Origin of the sequence: Psychrobacillus sp. FJAT-21963, from assembly GCF_001420585.1 — a bacterium.
In the GTDB taxonomy this organism is placed as follows: Bacteria; Bacillota; Bacilli; order Bacillales_A; family Planococcaceae; genus Psychrobacillus.
Map to the genome: position 1 here is coordinate 222,522 of NZ_LJIY01000001.1, position 14,724 is coordinate 237,245.

A 14,724-nucleotide genomic window follows, 5' to 3' on the forward strand; every position below is an offset into this window, starting at 1 on the left:
ATAATTATTTTTTGAAAAGTATAGATGCATTATGACCACCAAAGCCTAAAGAATTGCTCATTGCGTATTGAATATTTGCTTCTCTAGCTTCATTTGGAACATAGTCTAAATCACATTCTGGATCAGGTGTTTCTAAATTCATCGTTGGTGGCAATATTCCTTCTTTTAAAGCTAACACAGTGAATATCGCTTCAACCCCACCAGCTGCCCCAAGCAAATGGCCTGTCATAGATTTAGTAGAACTCATTGCTAATTTGTATGCATGTTCACCGAAAACAGATTTCACAGCCATCGTTTCGAATTGATCATTATATGGTGTACTCGTTCCATGCGCATTAATATAATCAACTTGTTCAGGAGTAACTCCAGCATCTTCAAGTGCTTGTTGCATAGCACGAGCTGCCCCTTCTCCTTCTGGCGCTGGAGCAGTTATATGATGTGCATCACCAGTTGATCCATAACCAATAATTTCAGCATATATTTTTGCTCCGCGTGCTACTGCATGGTCATACTCTTCTAAAATGATAATCCCAGCACCTTCACCAATAACAAATCCATCACGGTTTGCATCAAATGGTCTAGAAGCAGTTTGTGGATCTGTATTTAATGTAAGTGCCGTGTTTGAACAAAATCCAGCTACAGACATATGTGTAATTGGGGATTCTGCACCGCCTGTTATCATTACATCTGCATCTCCACGTTCTATAACTTTAAATGCATCTCCAATGGAGTTTGTACCCGAAGCACACGCAGTTACAGTACAGGAATTAACAGCTTTAGCTCCAAAATGAATTGAAACTTGACCTGCTGCCATATCCGGAATCATCATAGGTACAAAAAACGGGCTAACACGTCGAGCACCTTTTTCTAAAAATACACGGAACTGTGCTTCGTATGTTTCCATACCACCAATACCAGAACCAATCCAAACCCCAGTTCGAAGGCCTAATTCCTCCGTAATTGTTAAATTAGCATCTTCTACAGCCATGATAGATGCTGCAAGCGCATAGTGTGTAAAGCGATCCATCTTACGTGCATCTTTTTTCTCAATATATTTCTCAATATCAAAGTCTTTTACTTCAGCTGCTACTTTTGCTGGGAACTGACTTGCGTCAAGTCGTGTAAGCATTCCTACACCCGATTTACCTTCTTTAATACCAGACCAAGTTGTTTCTATATCATTTCCAAGCGGAGTAACTGCCCCAATTCCTGTTACTACTACTCTACGTTTCGTCATGAATATTCATCCTTCCGAAGTTCATTTATTATTTTCCCCACTTTAATGTAATAGCACCCCAAGTTAATCCGCCACCAAAACCTACCATCACTATGATATCGTCATCTTTTATTTTCCCATTGTTAACTTCATCTTTTAATGACAGTGGAATAGATGCTGATGATGTATTTCCATACTTATGGATTGTTTTAGACATTTTTTCAACAGGGAGTCCTAATCTTTCTCTTGAAGCATCCATTATACGAATATTTGCTTGGTGTGGTATTAACATATCGATGTCTTCTTTTGTTAAACCGGCTTTCTCTGTTACATTAACTGCAGACTCACCCATTTGTCTAACGGCAAACTTATATACTTCTCTACCATTCATAGCAAGATAAGGTCCATCTTGGTATAAATGCTTACCACCACTACCATCTGCGCCAAGCTCGAATGACAAGATTCCTCGTCCTTCTGATACTTTACTCACAACTGCAGCTCCTGCTCCATCACCAAATAACACAGCTGTATTACGATCTTCCCAATCTGTTATCTTAGAAAGTTTTTCAACTCCTACTACTAACACATGTGAATATGCATTAGATTCTACGAATTGTTTTGCAGTAACCAACCCATATATAAATCCTGCACAAGCTGCAGACAGATCCATTGCCGCTGCATTTGTTGCACCTAGCTGATATTGCAACATGGAGGAAACACTTGGAAACGGTTGATCAGGTGTAACTGTTGCAACAAGAATAAGACCAATTTGCTCAGGAGATATTCCAGCATTCTCGATTGCTTCTTTTGCTGCTTTATACGCTAAATGAGAAGTGTTTTCTTCCTCTCCTGCAATTCTTCTTTCTTCTATACCAGTTCTAGTTCTAATCCATTCATCGGATGTATCTACTTTTTTCTCAAGGTCTGCATTAGTTAAAATATGCTCAGGTGAATAAGTTCCTAAACCAATTATTCCAGCATTCACGAAAGTTCCCCTTTTCTTATAATCTATTATTAGTACCTGGTAATAATAATACCGAATATATGAACATTTTTCAACAACATAGTTTGAAATCGTAAATATTCTTTTGAATTAGGAAGGGTTATGATATGATTAACGTAGTAAAAATAGCTTGAGGTGAATGAAATGAAATATATGATGACACTTGTATGGTCCGTAATACTAGTTTCTATGTTAAATTACGTAGTAAGCTCTGTACAAAACGTAGAATTTGATCTTAACAACGGCTTAATCATGTCAATCCCGGTTGCAATTTTGGTTATCCTTATTTCTGCAATCCTTCCAAATGAGCCAGTAGCAACACCAGAACATCATTAAGAAAAGCACAATAGTGCTTACCGTGTTTTTTAGAGGAGGCTCGTGACTATTTCACGAGCCTCCTCTTTTTTCGGTAGGTTTATGGCTATTGTCTATCCGTAACCCTCTTAAAAAACATAAGAATCAGTTAAAGGATATGAATTTCTATTTATTTTGTATGCTCCCGAAGATGCAAATTCGGAGCTATATTGCTACTAGACTATGGTGGTGTGAGGCAGCGCAATTCCAGGTTGTATGCGTTATAATGTCTTTAAACCAATAAAAACAGCTCCCAAAGTATGGGAGCTGTTTTCTTATTTAATCATTAATTGATTATCTTCAATGGTCGCTACAATTGTACTTCCTGGAAGAACCGTACCAGCGATTAATAATTTTGCAACAGCAGTTTCTAAATTTCTTTGTATAAAACGTTTCAAGGGTCTTGCTCCGAAAGCTGCGTCTGTACCTTCTTCCACGATCCACTTAATCACTTCATGATTTACTTGTAAATTGATCTCTTGTTCTTGAACACGATTTTGTAGCTGTTTTACATATTTTTCAGTGATTTTTTCAAAATGATGAATAGTTAAAGAATGGAACATGATAATGTCATCTAAGCGGTTTAATAACTCAGGTTTAAAATGGTCCCTTAAAGCTGCCATTACAAGACTTTCTTCTTCTTCCCCGATGACTCCAGTCGTATTTCCAAGATATTGTGAACCAATATTAGAAGTTAGGATAACTACCGTATTTGTAAAGTTAACTATTCTTCCTTGGCTATCTGTAATACGTCCATCATCCATTAGTTGTAATAATATATTAGCTACATCTGGATGAGCTTTTTCTATTTCATCTAATAGTACGACAGAGTATGGATTTCGACGAACTGCTTCAGTTAATTGGCCACCTTCTTCGTACCCAATATATCCTGGAGGTGCTCCAACTAAACGAGAAACACTATGTTTCTCCATATATTCAGACATATCGATACGTATAAAATGCTCTTCCGAATCAAACAGGTTCGCAGCCAACGATTTAGCAAGTTCCGTTTTCCCTACACCTGTTGGACCTAAAAATAAGAAGGAACCAATTGGCTTTTTAGGATCCTTTATCCCGGCTCTTGCACGCCAAACCGCTTCAGTTACTAATTGCACTGCTTGATCTTGTCCAACAACTCTTTCACCAAGTGTCTCTTTTAAACGAAGGAGTTTTTCTCTTTCTCCTTCGACCAATTTCGTTACTGGAATTCCTGTCCATCTTGATACAATAGAAGCAATTTCTTCTGAAGTGACTTCTTCACGTAACAAGCGAACATCAGATTGATCATTAATTTGTTGTTCATATTGTTGCAATTCTTTTTCTAATGAAGGTATTTTCCCATGCCGTAGCTCAGCTGCCTTGTTCAAATCATATTTATTTTCTGCTTCTTCCAGTTCTCTTCTAAATCGATCTAGTTCTTCTCTTTTTTGTTGAATGACCTGAATAGATTCTTTTTCCTCTTTCCATTTGTTTCGCATGTCACTTGTAGATTGTTCTAATTCTAATAGGTCTTGGCGTAACTGTTCAAGTCTTTTTTGACTTGCAGCATCTTTTTCTTTCATTAAGGCTTGTTCTTCAATTTGAAGCTGCATCATTTTTCGTGTCACTTCATCTAGCTCTTGGGGCATTGAATCAATTTCTGTTCGAATCATTGCACATGCTTCATCTACTAAATCGATTGCTTTGTCGGGTAAAAAACGTTCTGTAATGTATCTATTTGATAATTCCGCAGCAGCTACAATAGCTCTATCATGAATGCGCACACCATGATGTAATTCAAAGCGCTCTTTCAATCCACGTAAAATGGATACTGTATCTTCGACAGAAGGCTCTCGAACAAGCACTTGTTGAAATCTTCTTTCAAGTGCCGGATCCTTTTCAATATACAGGCGGTATTCATCTAAAGTGGTTGCTCCGATACAATGTAATTCTCCACGAGCAAGCATTGGTTTTAGCATGTTCCCCGCATCCATTGCACCGTCAGATTTTCCAGCACCTACTATTGTATGGATTTCATCTATAAATAATATAATTTGTCCATCACTTTCTTTAACTTGCTTTAAAACAGCTTGTAAACGCTCTTCAAATTCTCCACGATATTTTGCACCTGCTATTAAAGAACTCATATCTAGCTCAAAAATTTCTTTTTCTTTTAGTCCTTCCGGTACATCTTTTCGTACAATTCGTTGCGCCAAACCTTCCACAATTGCAGTTTTTCCAACACCTGGCTCTCCAATTAGGACAGGATTATTTTTTGTTTTTCTAGATAATATACGAATAACATCCCGTATTTCTTGATCTCTTCCGATAACAGGGTCCATTTTCCCTTCTTTTACTGCGGTAACTAAATTGCGTCCATAAGTTTCTAATGGACTTTTTTCATCCTGTTGTTTCATTTGCATACCCAACCATCTCCTTTTGAAATAGTTTGACCTTTTTTGACTAATGTAATTATAATATTTTCTTTTATTATTTGTAAAGAAAAGCGATTTTACCTATGTATATAGGGTTAATATGCTATTATTGTTATACAGTTGGAAAGGTTGTGATTATTAATGAGCGAGAATACTCCTTTGTTTGAAGGTATAAATTCATTATTTGACCAATTTGGTTCCATTATGAAAATTGAAAAGGATCGCCCTATTTTTAATGAAGGAGAAAGATCCGATGAAGTGTATTATATCGTTTCTGGATATGTTAGAATTACGAAGGATTCGGAGAGTGGGCGAATATTTACTTTAAAAATTACCGGACCTGAAAGTATTATCGGTGAAACATCCGTTTTTTGTGAAACTGTATATCATGCAGTATCTGCACACGCTATCGAGCCAACGCAAATATATGCTCTTTCAAGAACACAACTGGAAAATTTTTTAACGTCTTCCCCTCCCCTTATGAAAGAATGGATGAAAATTGTACAAATAAATCATTTAAAGAATGAAACGAGATTTAGAGATTTATTGTTACACGGAAAAAAAGGAGCACTCTTTTCTACTTTAATACGACTTTCCAATACGTATGGAATTCCTCAAAAAGATGGAAGTATCGTTATTGAACATCACTTAACTAATCAAGAATTAGCAAATTTTTGTGCAACTAGTCGAGAAGTTGTGAATCGAATGTTAAATGATTTAAAAAAATCAGGAATTGTTACTTTTAAAAAAGGTATTATAACCATTCACGATTTGGACTATTTACGTAAAGAAATTGAATGCGATAACTGTCCATTACATATATGCAGAATAGATTAAAATCAGCTGTCCAATAAGTCCCTAAAGTACTCCTGCGGGAAAGCGAGACAGTCCGAGACTCCGCATGGAGCGTAGTGAGGTCATTGAAAAAGTCTATAGAAATTTGACTTTACTAATTAATGTCGTCTGATAAATAAGAAAATCGTTGAAACGGCTCCCTTTCCGCGGGCGTTTCCTTAGCCTCCTCGCTGTGCTGCGGGGGCTTCGGCTAACGCTATTCCCGCAGGAGTGTCGCCTTTTTCAACGATTTTCAAAAAATACTAATTGAAAAAATTTAAGTGATAAAAATTTGCTATATTAATGGCATGATGGTTTTCTAATTGAAAAGCGGATAATAGTATTGATTGGAGTGGAAGGCGGCGACTCCAGCCGGAATAGCATGAGCTGAAGACCCTGGACTGAGTGTAGCGAGGGAAGCGGCTGAAGCCATGCCGGCGGAACGCGTCCGCCTGGAACGGAAATTAACGGGTCCAAAATAAAAATCGTGTAAGTGAACAACTTGTCGTTCACTTACTGTTATGAAATCTCATATAATATAACGCACTTTTTAAATATAAGCTCCAAAGAAAGAGGCTGCCCTTAAAAGTCATTATTATGACTTTCTGGACAGCTCCTTTTCTTATTATCTTATTCCCAATGCAATTTTAGCATATCGAGACATATTTTCTTTTGACCATGGTGGATTGAAAACTATATTTACTTCTGTTTCTTTTACTTCAGGTAATTCGCCAAGTGCTGTTTTCACTTGATCCACAATCATTGGACCCATTGGGCATCCAATGGAAGTAAGAGTCATTGTTACGGTTGCAAGCCCCTCATCTGTCAAATCAACGTCATATACTAAACCCAAATTGACAATATCAATACCGAGCTCAGGGTCAATAACGTTTTCTAGTGCACCCATCATACTGTCTTTCATATCTTGATCCATTTTTATAAAACCTCCCTGACACTTTATTTCATCATAACAAACTACGGTCTTTAAGCCAAATTGTTTGCTAGCCATTTCGTTACTTCAAGTAATCCTTTTCGGGTAACTGCATGCCCGGCTGATTTATCTTTTATAAATACTAAATTTTCATTTCCAAATTGTTTTACATAAGATTCAATAAAATATGCAGTCGGTTCAAAAGGAACCACCTGGTCTTTTACTCCGTGCCAAAAGAATAGGGGTTTATTTTCTAGATTCTTCATATGTATAGAAGCATCGAAAGTAGATAATGTTTGGAACATATTATCTTTTTCTTCCGAATTCAAAGGAATTTTAAATCCCTTTTGTTCAAATTGTTCGATTTGAGCCTTTGCTAATTGAACATATCCAGGTGTACCCATCATTATTGCTGCAGCATCAATCCATGGATAAGCTGTTAAGCATCCGAGTGTTGTAATACCTCCCATGGACGTGCCAGCAATCCCTATTTTTTGTTCGTTCCCATAGCCTCTATTATTTAATTCCTGTTTTAATTTTCCTACTTCTTCTATAGAAGTCAAAACAGTTTCCCAGAAGCGGAGACTTATTTCTACTTGATCTAAATTTTCATCTCTTTCGCCATGTAAATGTGCATCTGGCAATATCACTCGACAACCTGCATTTACTAGCTGGTAAGCATAATGTAAATTATGTTCCTTTGCACTTTCAAAACCATGTAAAAAGATTATAATTGGAGAATTAATCTTCGTCTGTTCGTTATATATATGAAGTAGAGTTATATTTCCCCAAGTTTCCGATTGTACAATCATTTAAGAACCGCCTCCCCTATTTAATATTATATTAACAAAGTAAATTGGAATTTACAAAAGAGCCGTTATTTCATTTTGACGTTTATTCATGAAAAGGATACACTTTACAATAGAAGGAAAGGAGAATTTTATATGCAACGTCACTTAATTGTGTTGGATCTAGATGGCACTTTACTAACAGATGAAAAAATAATATCAGATAAAACTAAAAAAACGATTTTACAAGCAAAAAACGAAGGTCATGAAGTAATGATTGCTACAGGTAGACCATATAGATCAAGTGAAATGTACTATAAAGAACTAGGATTAAATACTCCAATCGTTAATTTCAATGGTGCATTTGTTCATCATCCGATGGACACTTCTTGGAATACTGTACATAAACCAATTGATTTGAATGTTGTAAAAGAAGTAGTAGAGGCAGTTCAAAACTATTCGATAAAAAATATGCTGGCAGAAGTATTAGACGATGTATACTTACATCATCATGATGAAAAAATGATATCTGCGTTCGCTCTTGGTAATCCACATATTACAACGGGGGATTTACGTACCTTTTTAAAAACTGATCCTACAAGTTTATTGATTCACGCTGAAGACGATTCTGTCGACTTAGTACGTAAACATCTACAAGATGTACACGCAGAGGTAATCGATCAGCGTCGTTGGGGCGCACCTTGGGACGTTATTGAAATTATTCGTAACGGTTTAAACAAGGCTGTTGGATTAAAACATGTTTCTGAGTATTTAAATATTCCAAAAGAAAATATCATCGCATTTGGGGATGAGGACAATGATCTGGAAATGATTGAATATGCAGGGGTTGGTGTTGCGATGGGAAATGCTATATCCCCACTTCAGAATATTGCAAATGAAATTACATTAACGAATAATGAAGATGGTATCGCAGAATTTTTAAAAGATAGATTAAAATTAAATATCTAAAATTAGGGGGATGGAAATGAGATTATTTGCTGATAGTGCAAGTGACTTACCAAAATCTTTTTATGAGCTACATAATGTTGTATTAGCACCGCTTAGAGTGCATATTGATGATCAAGAATATGAAGATGTGATTGGTATTGATTCGAATGAGGTGTATGCAGCAATTCGCGCTGGGAAACAACCAAAAACCTCACAAGCCTCACCTGAACTTTTTCTAAGACTATTTGAAGAACTTGCAAAATCGGGTGAAGAAGGATTATACATTGCGTTCTCTTCAGAGTTATCTGGAACATATAGTACAGCAGTGATGATGCGTGAGCAGTTGTTAGAAACATATCCAGAGTTAAAATTAACTATTATTGACTCAAAATGTGCATCTCTCGGTTATGGACTCCTAGTAAAAGAAGCAGTGCGATTGAGAGATGAGGGCTTAGACCTATCAATGGTAGAAGAAAAAATTAGGTTTACAGCTAAACATATGGAGCATCTCTTTACAGTAGAAGACTTAGATTATATGGCACGAGGCGGAAGAGTTTCCAAAGCAAGTGCTTTTATTGGTGGGCTTCTTAATATTAAACCTCTTCTTCATGTGGAGGATGGTAAACTTGTACCAATTGAAAAAATTCGCGGACGTAAAAAAGTTATTAAGCGAATGATCGAAGTAATGGGTGAACGTGGTGAGACATTAGCTGCACAAACTATTGCAATTAGTCACTCAGATGACGAAGCAACAGCACTTGAACTAAAACAGTTAATAGAAGAACAGTTCCATCCAAAAAGTATTGAAATTCATCGCATTGGTTCTACTATTGGAGCTCATGTTGGTCCCGGTACATTGGCCTTATTCTTTTTAAACAAACTATCATAATAATTATTTTGACGAGATTCTAATTTATTTGGAATCTCGTCTTTTTCTTTCTTTCGAATAGTTTTGCTGATTCTTCACATAATAAATAAACGTGAAGAAATTCATGAATCTTTTTTCAATAAGGAGTGTAAAAATGGGTATTTTAAGTGGTAATCCTAAAGATGAACCATTACATTACGGTGAGGTATTCGGAATTTGGACAAATCTTGCTACCAACAACGGGTTAATAGCAGCCTACCAAACATTTTATAATCATACCGGTGATGATGACCTAAAAAAGTTAGTCGAAGAAGCTATTCAGGGTATGGAAGAGGAAAACAAGCAATTAGATAGAATACTAAAAGTAAATGCAATTGGTCTTCCCCCAGCTCCTCCAGCTCGCCCAGTTGCACGATTGGAAGACATTCCTGTAGGAGCTAGATTCAATGATCCAGAAATAAGTGCTTCATTAGCTATGAATGTTGCTGCTGGATTAGTTGCTTGTAGCCAGGCAATGGGAATGTCTATTAGAGAAGATATAGGAATGATGTATGGACAATTCCATGCAAATAAAGCTCAATTTGGAGCTAAAGTACTTAGACTAAACAAAAGTAGAGGTTGGTTAGTTCCACCTCCTTTACATGTAAACTTCCCAGAAAACAATTAAAGTAGTGAAATATAAAAGAAGTAGACATCATTAAATCTAGTCTACTTCTTTTTTTTATTTGCTATCCAATTTTCGTTGTTTTCCTTTTTTCCATACAATAACTAAAAACGCTATAAATAATAAATAGGCAATTGCCATAGCTATTATATAAGAAGTATTTAAACCTTTACGATCTGTTACTTGGTATAATTCCACAATTTCCCGATCCAGCACTAATCGATAATCCCCATTCTTAGCAGGACGAACTAAATCTTTCTCGAAGATACCTCGTAGCTCTACATTTTCTCCAACGACATCACTTGATAAATCAATTCGTTGAGTACTACTTGTATTGTTAACAACTACTATAAATGTTTCTTCATCTGAATATCGCTTAAATACTAAATAACCATCCTCATTTTTTAGTAGCTCTGTTTTTCCTGTCCGAAGTGTTTCTGACTTGTTCCGAATAGAGTTTATATCTTTGAAATACTCCATTATATCTTCATCCACGCGGAAATTCATAATTTGATGACTTTCTTGTTCAGTTTGACCGTTCATAGCGATTTCAGTACCATAGCTCATATATGGAACTCCAGGCATTGTAAGAATTGCCCCAATTGCTGTTTTAATACGAGTTGGCGGAAACATATTTTCAAGGGCACTATAATAAGTGAACCGTTCAGTGTTTAAGTGATCAATCATTAACAAATCGTTATACTCCGTAGAAGCAATTCCTTCTGACGGCATATCCGTATTTTTAAAAGCGTCTCTAAAGTTTATAAGTAAATCTTCCGAGTACTTTGTATCAAAATTTGCATCTGATTCTTCCAATGAAATAGCATAGATCGAACTATCAACTTCCTTTATTGCTGAAATCATATCGTTTATAAAAGAAGTAGGAGCACCATCTAATTGAGAAAACTTCACTCCATCAATATTATATTGTTGCGTAAAGTCTACAATCGTATCAATTAATGCCTTCTGAACTTCTGTATTGTTCAAGTCTACTTGCATAACGCCATCTTCTGCTTTTAGAATCCAATCCTTTTTAGCAGGGTCTGCATTCCAAATATGATTCTCACTGAAATTGTTTAAAGGAAATTCAATCATAATTTTCATTTCTTTTTTATGTGCTGACTTTATTAATTGTTGAAATTCCTCTTGGGTACCAAATCTTTGCTCAAGCTCATTGAAATCTAGTACACGCTTACCATCATATCTTTCCGTCGCAAAAACTGGACCAATTGAAATAATGGTAAAACCCATATCTTTAATATGGTCCATTTTTTCCATTACACCTAGAAAGTCTCCACCTGCAAAAGCATTTGGATCTTTTGGATTCACATTTAAATCATTTGTTGAAGTTTTATTAAAATAGCGATCCACATAAAGATCATAAATACTTTCATTATGTATAGAATTTGTTTCTTCAGCATTTATATTTTGAGATGTTGTTACCATTAAACCAAACATTAATATTCCGGTAACAAGCAACTTTTTAACATTCAAGTAAAGTCCTCCTCTGTTTAGAAAATCAGTAGACACCTTAAGCAGCAACTAGTATTCAAGATTTATTATTGCAATTTCTCACCAATGCTGTATTTAGCTCATTTGTATCTGAAGCTTGATGATTAAAATATATCAACGTTATTTTATCAAAGCTAAGTTTTAATCGCTATTGTTTATACGTATAAGTCCAAAATTTAAACAATAATTCGTCCAAACTGTGTCTTAAAATAGCAATAATTACTCTACACTCTCAAATTATGCTGTGGCATTTAAGGAAGAAATGATTCAGTAACCTAAATTCTGTTACGCTTATTATTCCTCCGCTTTCACAAATGTACAAGGGACGTGACTACGTCACGTCCCTCCCATTAAGTAATCTAGTTAATTACCACTAATAGCCACTACCAATATGTCATCTACTCTTTATTAACTAAATGAATAATACTTTCGTGAGTGTGATCTAATTCACTTCCTACTTTATCACCCATTTTTTGTTGTTTCGAGATAAAATAGGAAGCGATAACGAATAAAAGCATAAGTAGTATGACAAATAATAGTAAGGACATACCTAGCATTTTTCCGCCCACTTCCTTCTCTTTCATTACATTAAAAGGAGCTTCCTATATATGAAAGCTCCTTCTTTTTTATGCTAGAAAGTTTATGCCCATTGGTAATTTAAATCCTAGGAAAAGCGCGATGAAGAAAAATACAAAGACCAAGACAAGAAACGTTGTGTAAGGTTTTTCTTTTTTCTTTTTCGCTAATGTCATTTCCATCATTCCAATGACAAGTAACCCTGCTATAAATTTTAGTCCATACAGCATTCCTTGACCATAGTCCATACCTTTCATAAATAGCGCAATACCGGTTAATAAAATTAATAAATAATCTAAACGCAAAATCATTTGAACCACTTTTGGATTAGCTACTGCTAATGCAACGAAGAACAAGATTAGTGCTAGTACCCATGTTGTAATGTGTAAGTGTGTTGATGCTAAGAAATCCATTATTTCACCTCGACAATTTATTTACATTTCTATCTTACCATTTTTGCCGATTTTTTACTCGAATTTGTTTACTAGAGTTCCAATTCCTTCGATAGAAATTTTCACAATATCGCCTGATTTTAAAAATTTAGGAGGATTATAACCATTGCCAACCCCTGAAGGAGTTCCTGTTAAAATAATATCCCCTGGCTCTAGGGTAACTGTTTTAGAAATGTCAGAAATAATTTGTTCCACTGAATATACCATATCCGAGGTTTTTCCATTTTGACGAATTTCATCATTTACTTTCGTTACAACCGTTAGCTCTTGCGGATTTGGAATTTCATCTTTTGTTACAACATATGGTCCAATCGGGCATGAGCCTTCCAAACTTTTCCCCAAGAAATATTGTTGATGATTTTTTTGAATATCGCGTGCTGTAAGATCGTTGGCAATTGTATAACCAAATATATAATCAAATGCAAGCTTAGTCGGAATATCTTTTCCTTTTTTCCCAATGACAATAGCTAGCTCACCTTCGTAATCATAAGAGGAAGTTTTATCAGCATGTACAGAAAGAGTTTGTTCATCAGCAGCAATTGCCGTTGGAGCTTTAGTGAAAACAACAAACGTATTTGCTTCTCCACCCATTTCTTTTGCATGATCCGCATAGTTTTTACCAACTGCCATAATATTTTTTGGTGTCCGTGGAATAGGAGATAACCACTCGATTTCTGTAAATTGGCGTTTAAAGCCGTCTGGATTTTCACTTTGCATAGCTGCTTCTACTAGCTTTCTAATTTGTTCCATAAAATCTATCCCAAGACTAACACCTTCGACAATTGTCTTAGGGAAACTTGGTAACACTTGAAGGGTCTCTTGAATACTTAGTACATCCCAAACTGCTTCTTCTTTTTTTACTTTTGGTCCGAAGTAAATTTTATCATTTAATCGGTATGATAATAGTTTCATTATGTTGACACTCCTTCAAATAGTTTTGAATCATATTCCTAGTCTATTACAAATTTACTTTGTTTTCATCTTTTTGTGACAAATTATTTGGATAAGTCAGTTTTCTCCATAATGCTTCCACTGGACCTTGCTTATATTTCATAAACCATAGTTCGGCAAATACAAGCTGTAAGAGATATATGCCAATAGCCATCCAAGTACCTGTTTGAATGTCAATTCTTCCATATAAACCAAACCCATAAGAATAAAATATAGTTGTTGCAATGATCGATTGCATTAAATAGATGGTCATTGACATTCTACCTGCTTTGGCAAAAGGTGAGAATAACCTTTGCATTGCGGGAATTGTGCATAAAAGTGCAAGAATCCCACCATATGCAATTGCTTGCAATGGTCCGCCAAATGTATCTTGTACAGACATAGTAAACAGATTTGCCTCTTTCATAAAAGGTATCCATTTAATAACAGTACCACCTATCAGTGTTATAAGGATGGTCACAATCCAAAATACTTTCAATTCACGTGCACGTTCAATTAATTTTAGTTTTGCAGCGGCTGCCCCGATTAACAAAAACGGTACAATCGTAAAAAACATAACTAAAATGATTAATCCATATTGTGTCATATATAACCAATCTGCTAAACGTTGATCAAAAATTTCCAACCAAGAGCCTTGTGAGAACGCTTCTATAGAGGATTCAATTTCTTGAATTCCTGTAAAAATAATAAGACTATCCGAATCGAATTTTCCCATCCAATATAACAAACCATTTAATAAGCCATTCGGAATTATGAACAATACTGCACTGATGATAAATAACCAAATTGGCTTTAATCGAATTACCAATAAAAGGACAAATCCTGCAAGTGCGTAGGTGATTAATATATCCCCTGACCAAATAAGGAATGCGTGAATACATCCGATTAAAAGTAGCACAGACAGCCTACGAGCTGCTAACTTTGCAAAGGAAGTTCCACGTTCCTGTGATTTCATAAACTGCATGGATAGTCCGTAACCAAATAACATAGCAAATAACGGATATACACTGCCTTGCACAAAAATATCAATCCATTTATACGTTTCATAATCTCCAGGTAGATGAAACCAAGTATAAGGATTAATGTAGATATATGGAGAATGAAAGAACAACATATTCACAATGAAAATACCAAGTAGCGCAAACCCTCTCATTACATCAATCGAAATTACTCGTTCTTTCACTTCTGTTGGACGAATCAACAATTTTTTTCC

The 14,724-nt window shown here is 35.6% G+C and carries 15 protein-coding genes; 5 read left to right on the forward strand and 10 right to left on the reverse strand.

Going from position 1 to position 14,724, the window contains the following annotated elements:
• Positions 1 to 4: 4 nt before the first annotated feature.
• Positions 5 to 1,237 carry a beta-ketoacyl-ACP synthase II gene (gene fabF, locus AN959_RS01080; RefSeq protein WP_053590251.1) on the reverse strand — a complete coding sequence of 411 codons (1,233 nt, stop codon included), beginning with the start codon at positions 1,235 to 1,237 and terminating at the stop codon, positions 5 to 7.
• A 28-nt stretch (positions 1,238 to 1,265) separates the two neighbouring features.
• The gene (locus tag AN959_RS01085) at positions 1,266 to 2,201 is read right to left on the reverse strand and encodes a beta-ketoacyl-ACP synthase III (RefSeq protein ID WP_056827564.1); all 936 of its coding nucleotides are present in this window, start codon (positions 2,199 to 2,201) and stop codon (positions 1,266 to 1,268) included.
• A gap of 162 nt (positions 2,202 to 2,363) precedes the next feature.
• Between AN959_RS01085 and AN959_RS01090 the strand changes: the two genes are divergently transcribed.
• Positions 2,364 to 2,555 carry a YjzD family protein gene (locus AN959_RS01090; protein WP_056827565.1) on the forward strand — a complete coding sequence of 64 codons (192 nt, stop codon included), beginning with the start codon at positions 2,364 to 2,366 and terminating at the stop codon, positions 2,553 to 2,555.
• A 293-nt stretch (positions 2,556 to 2,848) separates the two neighbouring features.
• Here the strand turns inward: AN959_RS01090 and AN959_RS01095 are convergent, their stop codons facing one another.
• On the reverse strand, positions 2,849 to 4,975 hold the full coding sequence (locus tag AN959_RS01095; RefSeq protein WP_082460687.1) for an ATP-dependent Clp protease ATP-binding subunit: 2,127 nt from the start codon (positions 4,973 to 4,975) through the stop codon (positions 2,849 to 2,851).
• A gap of 153 nt (positions 4,976 to 5,128) precedes the next feature.
• Between AN959_RS01095 and AN959_RS01100 the strand changes: the two genes are divergently transcribed.
• Complete coding sequence (locus tag AN959_RS01100) at positions 5,129 to 5,824, forward strand: Crp/Fnr family transcriptional regulator (RefSeq protein WP_056827566.1); 696 nt, start codon at positions 5,129 to 5,131, stop codon at positions 5,822 to 5,824.
• A gap of 622 nt (positions 5,825 to 6,446) precedes the next feature.
• On the opposite strand, the gene AN959_RS01105 is transcribed toward AN959_RS01100, so the two are convergent.
• Positions 6,447 to 6,755: a metal-sulfur cluster assembly factor gene (locus AN959_RS01105; RefSeq protein ID WP_053590255.1), complete on the reverse strand. Its 309-nt coding sequence runs from the start codon at positions 6,753 to 6,755 to the stop codon at positions 6,447 to 6,449.
• Between the two features lie 50 nt (positions 6,756 to 6,805).
• Entirely contained in the window at positions 6,806 to 7,564 is a 759-nt protein-coding gene (locus AN959_RS01110; RefSeq protein ID WP_056827567.1) for a prolyl oligopeptidase family serine peptidase, read from the reverse strand.
• Positions 7,565 to 7,696: 132 nt separating this feature from the next.
• On the opposite strand from AN959_RS01110, the gene AN959_RS01115 reads away from it, so the two are divergent.
• From AN959_RS01115 to AN959_RS01125, 3 genes are all read left to right on the forward strand, one after another.
• The gene (locus tag AN959_RS01115; protein ID WP_056827568.1) at positions 7,697 to 8,509 is read left to right on the forward strand and encodes a Cof-type HAD-IIB family hydrolase; all 813 of its coding nucleotides are present in this window, start codon (positions 7,697 to 7,699) and stop codon (positions 8,507 to 8,509) included.
• 16 nt (positions 8,510 to 8,525) lie between these two features.
• Positions 8,526 to 9,377: a DegV family protein gene (locus AN959_RS01120; protein ID WP_056827569.1), complete on the forward strand. Its 852-nt coding sequence runs from the start codon at positions 8,526 to 8,528 to the stop codon at positions 9,375 to 9,377.
• A gap of 133 nt (positions 9,378 to 9,510) precedes the next feature.
• Positions 9,511 to 10,023, forward strand: a complete 513-nt coding sequence (locus AN959_RS01125; RefSeq protein WP_056827570.1) for a DUF3231 family protein — start codon at positions 9,511 to 9,513, stop codon at positions 10,021 to 10,023.
• A 54-nt stretch (positions 10,024 to 10,077) separates the two neighbouring features.
• On the opposite strand, the gene AN959_RS01130 is transcribed toward AN959_RS01125, so the two are convergent.
• The 5 genes from AN959_RS01130 to AN959_RS01150 all read right to left on the reverse strand — a co-directional run bounded on the left by AN959_RS01130 (position 10,078) and on the right by AN959_RS01150 (position 14,715).
• Complete coding sequence (locus AN959_RS01130; protein WP_082460694.1) at positions 10,078 to 11,514, reverse strand: alpha-amylase family glycosyl hydrolase; 1,437 nt, start codon at positions 11,512 to 11,514, stop codon at positions 10,078 to 10,080.
• A gap of 416 nt (positions 11,515 to 11,930) precedes the next feature.
• A complete protein-coding gene (locus AN959_RS01135; protein WP_056827571.1) occupies positions 11,931 to 12,116 on the reverse strand; it encodes a hypothetical protein in 186 nt (61 codons plus the stop codon).
• Positions 12,117 to 12,158: 42 nt separating this feature from the next.
• On the reverse strand, positions 12,159 to 12,521 hold the full coding sequence (locus AN959_RS01140; protein ID WP_053590260.1) for a DUF1516 family protein: 363 nt from the start codon (positions 12,519 to 12,521) through the stop codon (positions 12,159 to 12,161).
• A 54-nt stretch (positions 12,522 to 12,575) separates the two neighbouring features.
• On the reverse strand, positions 12,576 to 13,472 hold the full coding sequence (locus AN959_RS01145; protein ID WP_056827572.1) for a fumarylacetoacetate hydrolase family protein: 897 nt from the start codon (positions 13,470 to 13,472) through the stop codon (positions 12,576 to 12,578).
• Positions 13,473 to 13,518: 46 nt separating this feature from the next.
• On the reverse strand, positions 13,519 to 14,715 hold the full coding sequence (locus AN959_RS01150) for a DUF418 domain-containing protein (protein ID WP_056827573.1): 1,197 nt from the start codon (positions 14,713 to 14,715) through the stop codon (positions 13,519 to 13,521).
• Positions 14,716 to 14,724 lie beyond the last annotated feature (9 nt).

Bases quoted from the DNA above. Each gene is read 5' to 3' on its own strand.
- fabF (WP_053590251.1), bottom strand. From the start codon at position 1,237: ATGACGAAACGTAGAGTAGTAGTAACAGGAATTGGGGCAGTTACTCCG.
- AN959_RS01090 (WP_056827565.1), top strand. From the start codon at position 2,364: ATGAAATATATGATGACACTTGTATGGTCCGTAATACTAGTTTCTATG.
- AN959_RS01095 (WP_082460687.1), bottom strand. From the start codon at position 4,975: ATGCAAATGAAACAACAGGATGAAAAAAGTCCATTAGAAACTTATGGA.
- AN959_RS01100 (WP_056827566.1), top strand. From the start codon at position 5,129: ATGAGCGAGAATACTCCTTTGTTTGAAGGTATAAATTCATTATTTGAC.
- AN959_RS01105 (WP_053590255.1), bottom strand. From the start codon at position 6,755: ATGGATCAAGATATGAAAGACAGTATGATGGGTGCACTAGAAAACGTT.
- AN959_RS01110 (WP_056827567.1), bottom strand. From the start codon at position 7,564: ATGATTGTACAATCGGAAACTTGGGGAAATATAACTCTACTTCATATA.
- AN959_RS01115 (WP_056827568.1), top strand. From the start codon at position 7,697: ATGCAACGTCACTTAATTGTGTTGGATCTAGATGGCACTTTACTAACA.
- AN959_RS01120 (WP_056827569.1), top strand. From the start codon at position 8,526: ATGAGATTATTTGCTGATAGTGCAAGTGACTTACCAAAATCTTTTTAT.
- AN959_RS01125 (WP_056827570.1), top strand. From the start codon at position 9,511: ATGGGTATTTTAAGTGGTAATCCTAAAGATGAACCATTACATTACGGT.
- AN959_RS01135 (WP_056827571.1), bottom strand. From the start codon at position 12,116: ATGAAAGAGAAGGAAGTGGGCGGAAAAATGCTAGGTATGTCCTTACTA.
- AN959_RS01140 (WP_053590260.1), bottom strand. From the start codon at position 12,521: ATGGATTTCTTAGCATCAACACACTTACACATTACAACATGGGTACTA.
- AN959_RS01145 (WP_056827572.1), bottom strand. From the start codon at position 13,472: ATGAAACTATTATCATACCGATTAAATGATAAAATTTACTTCGGACCA.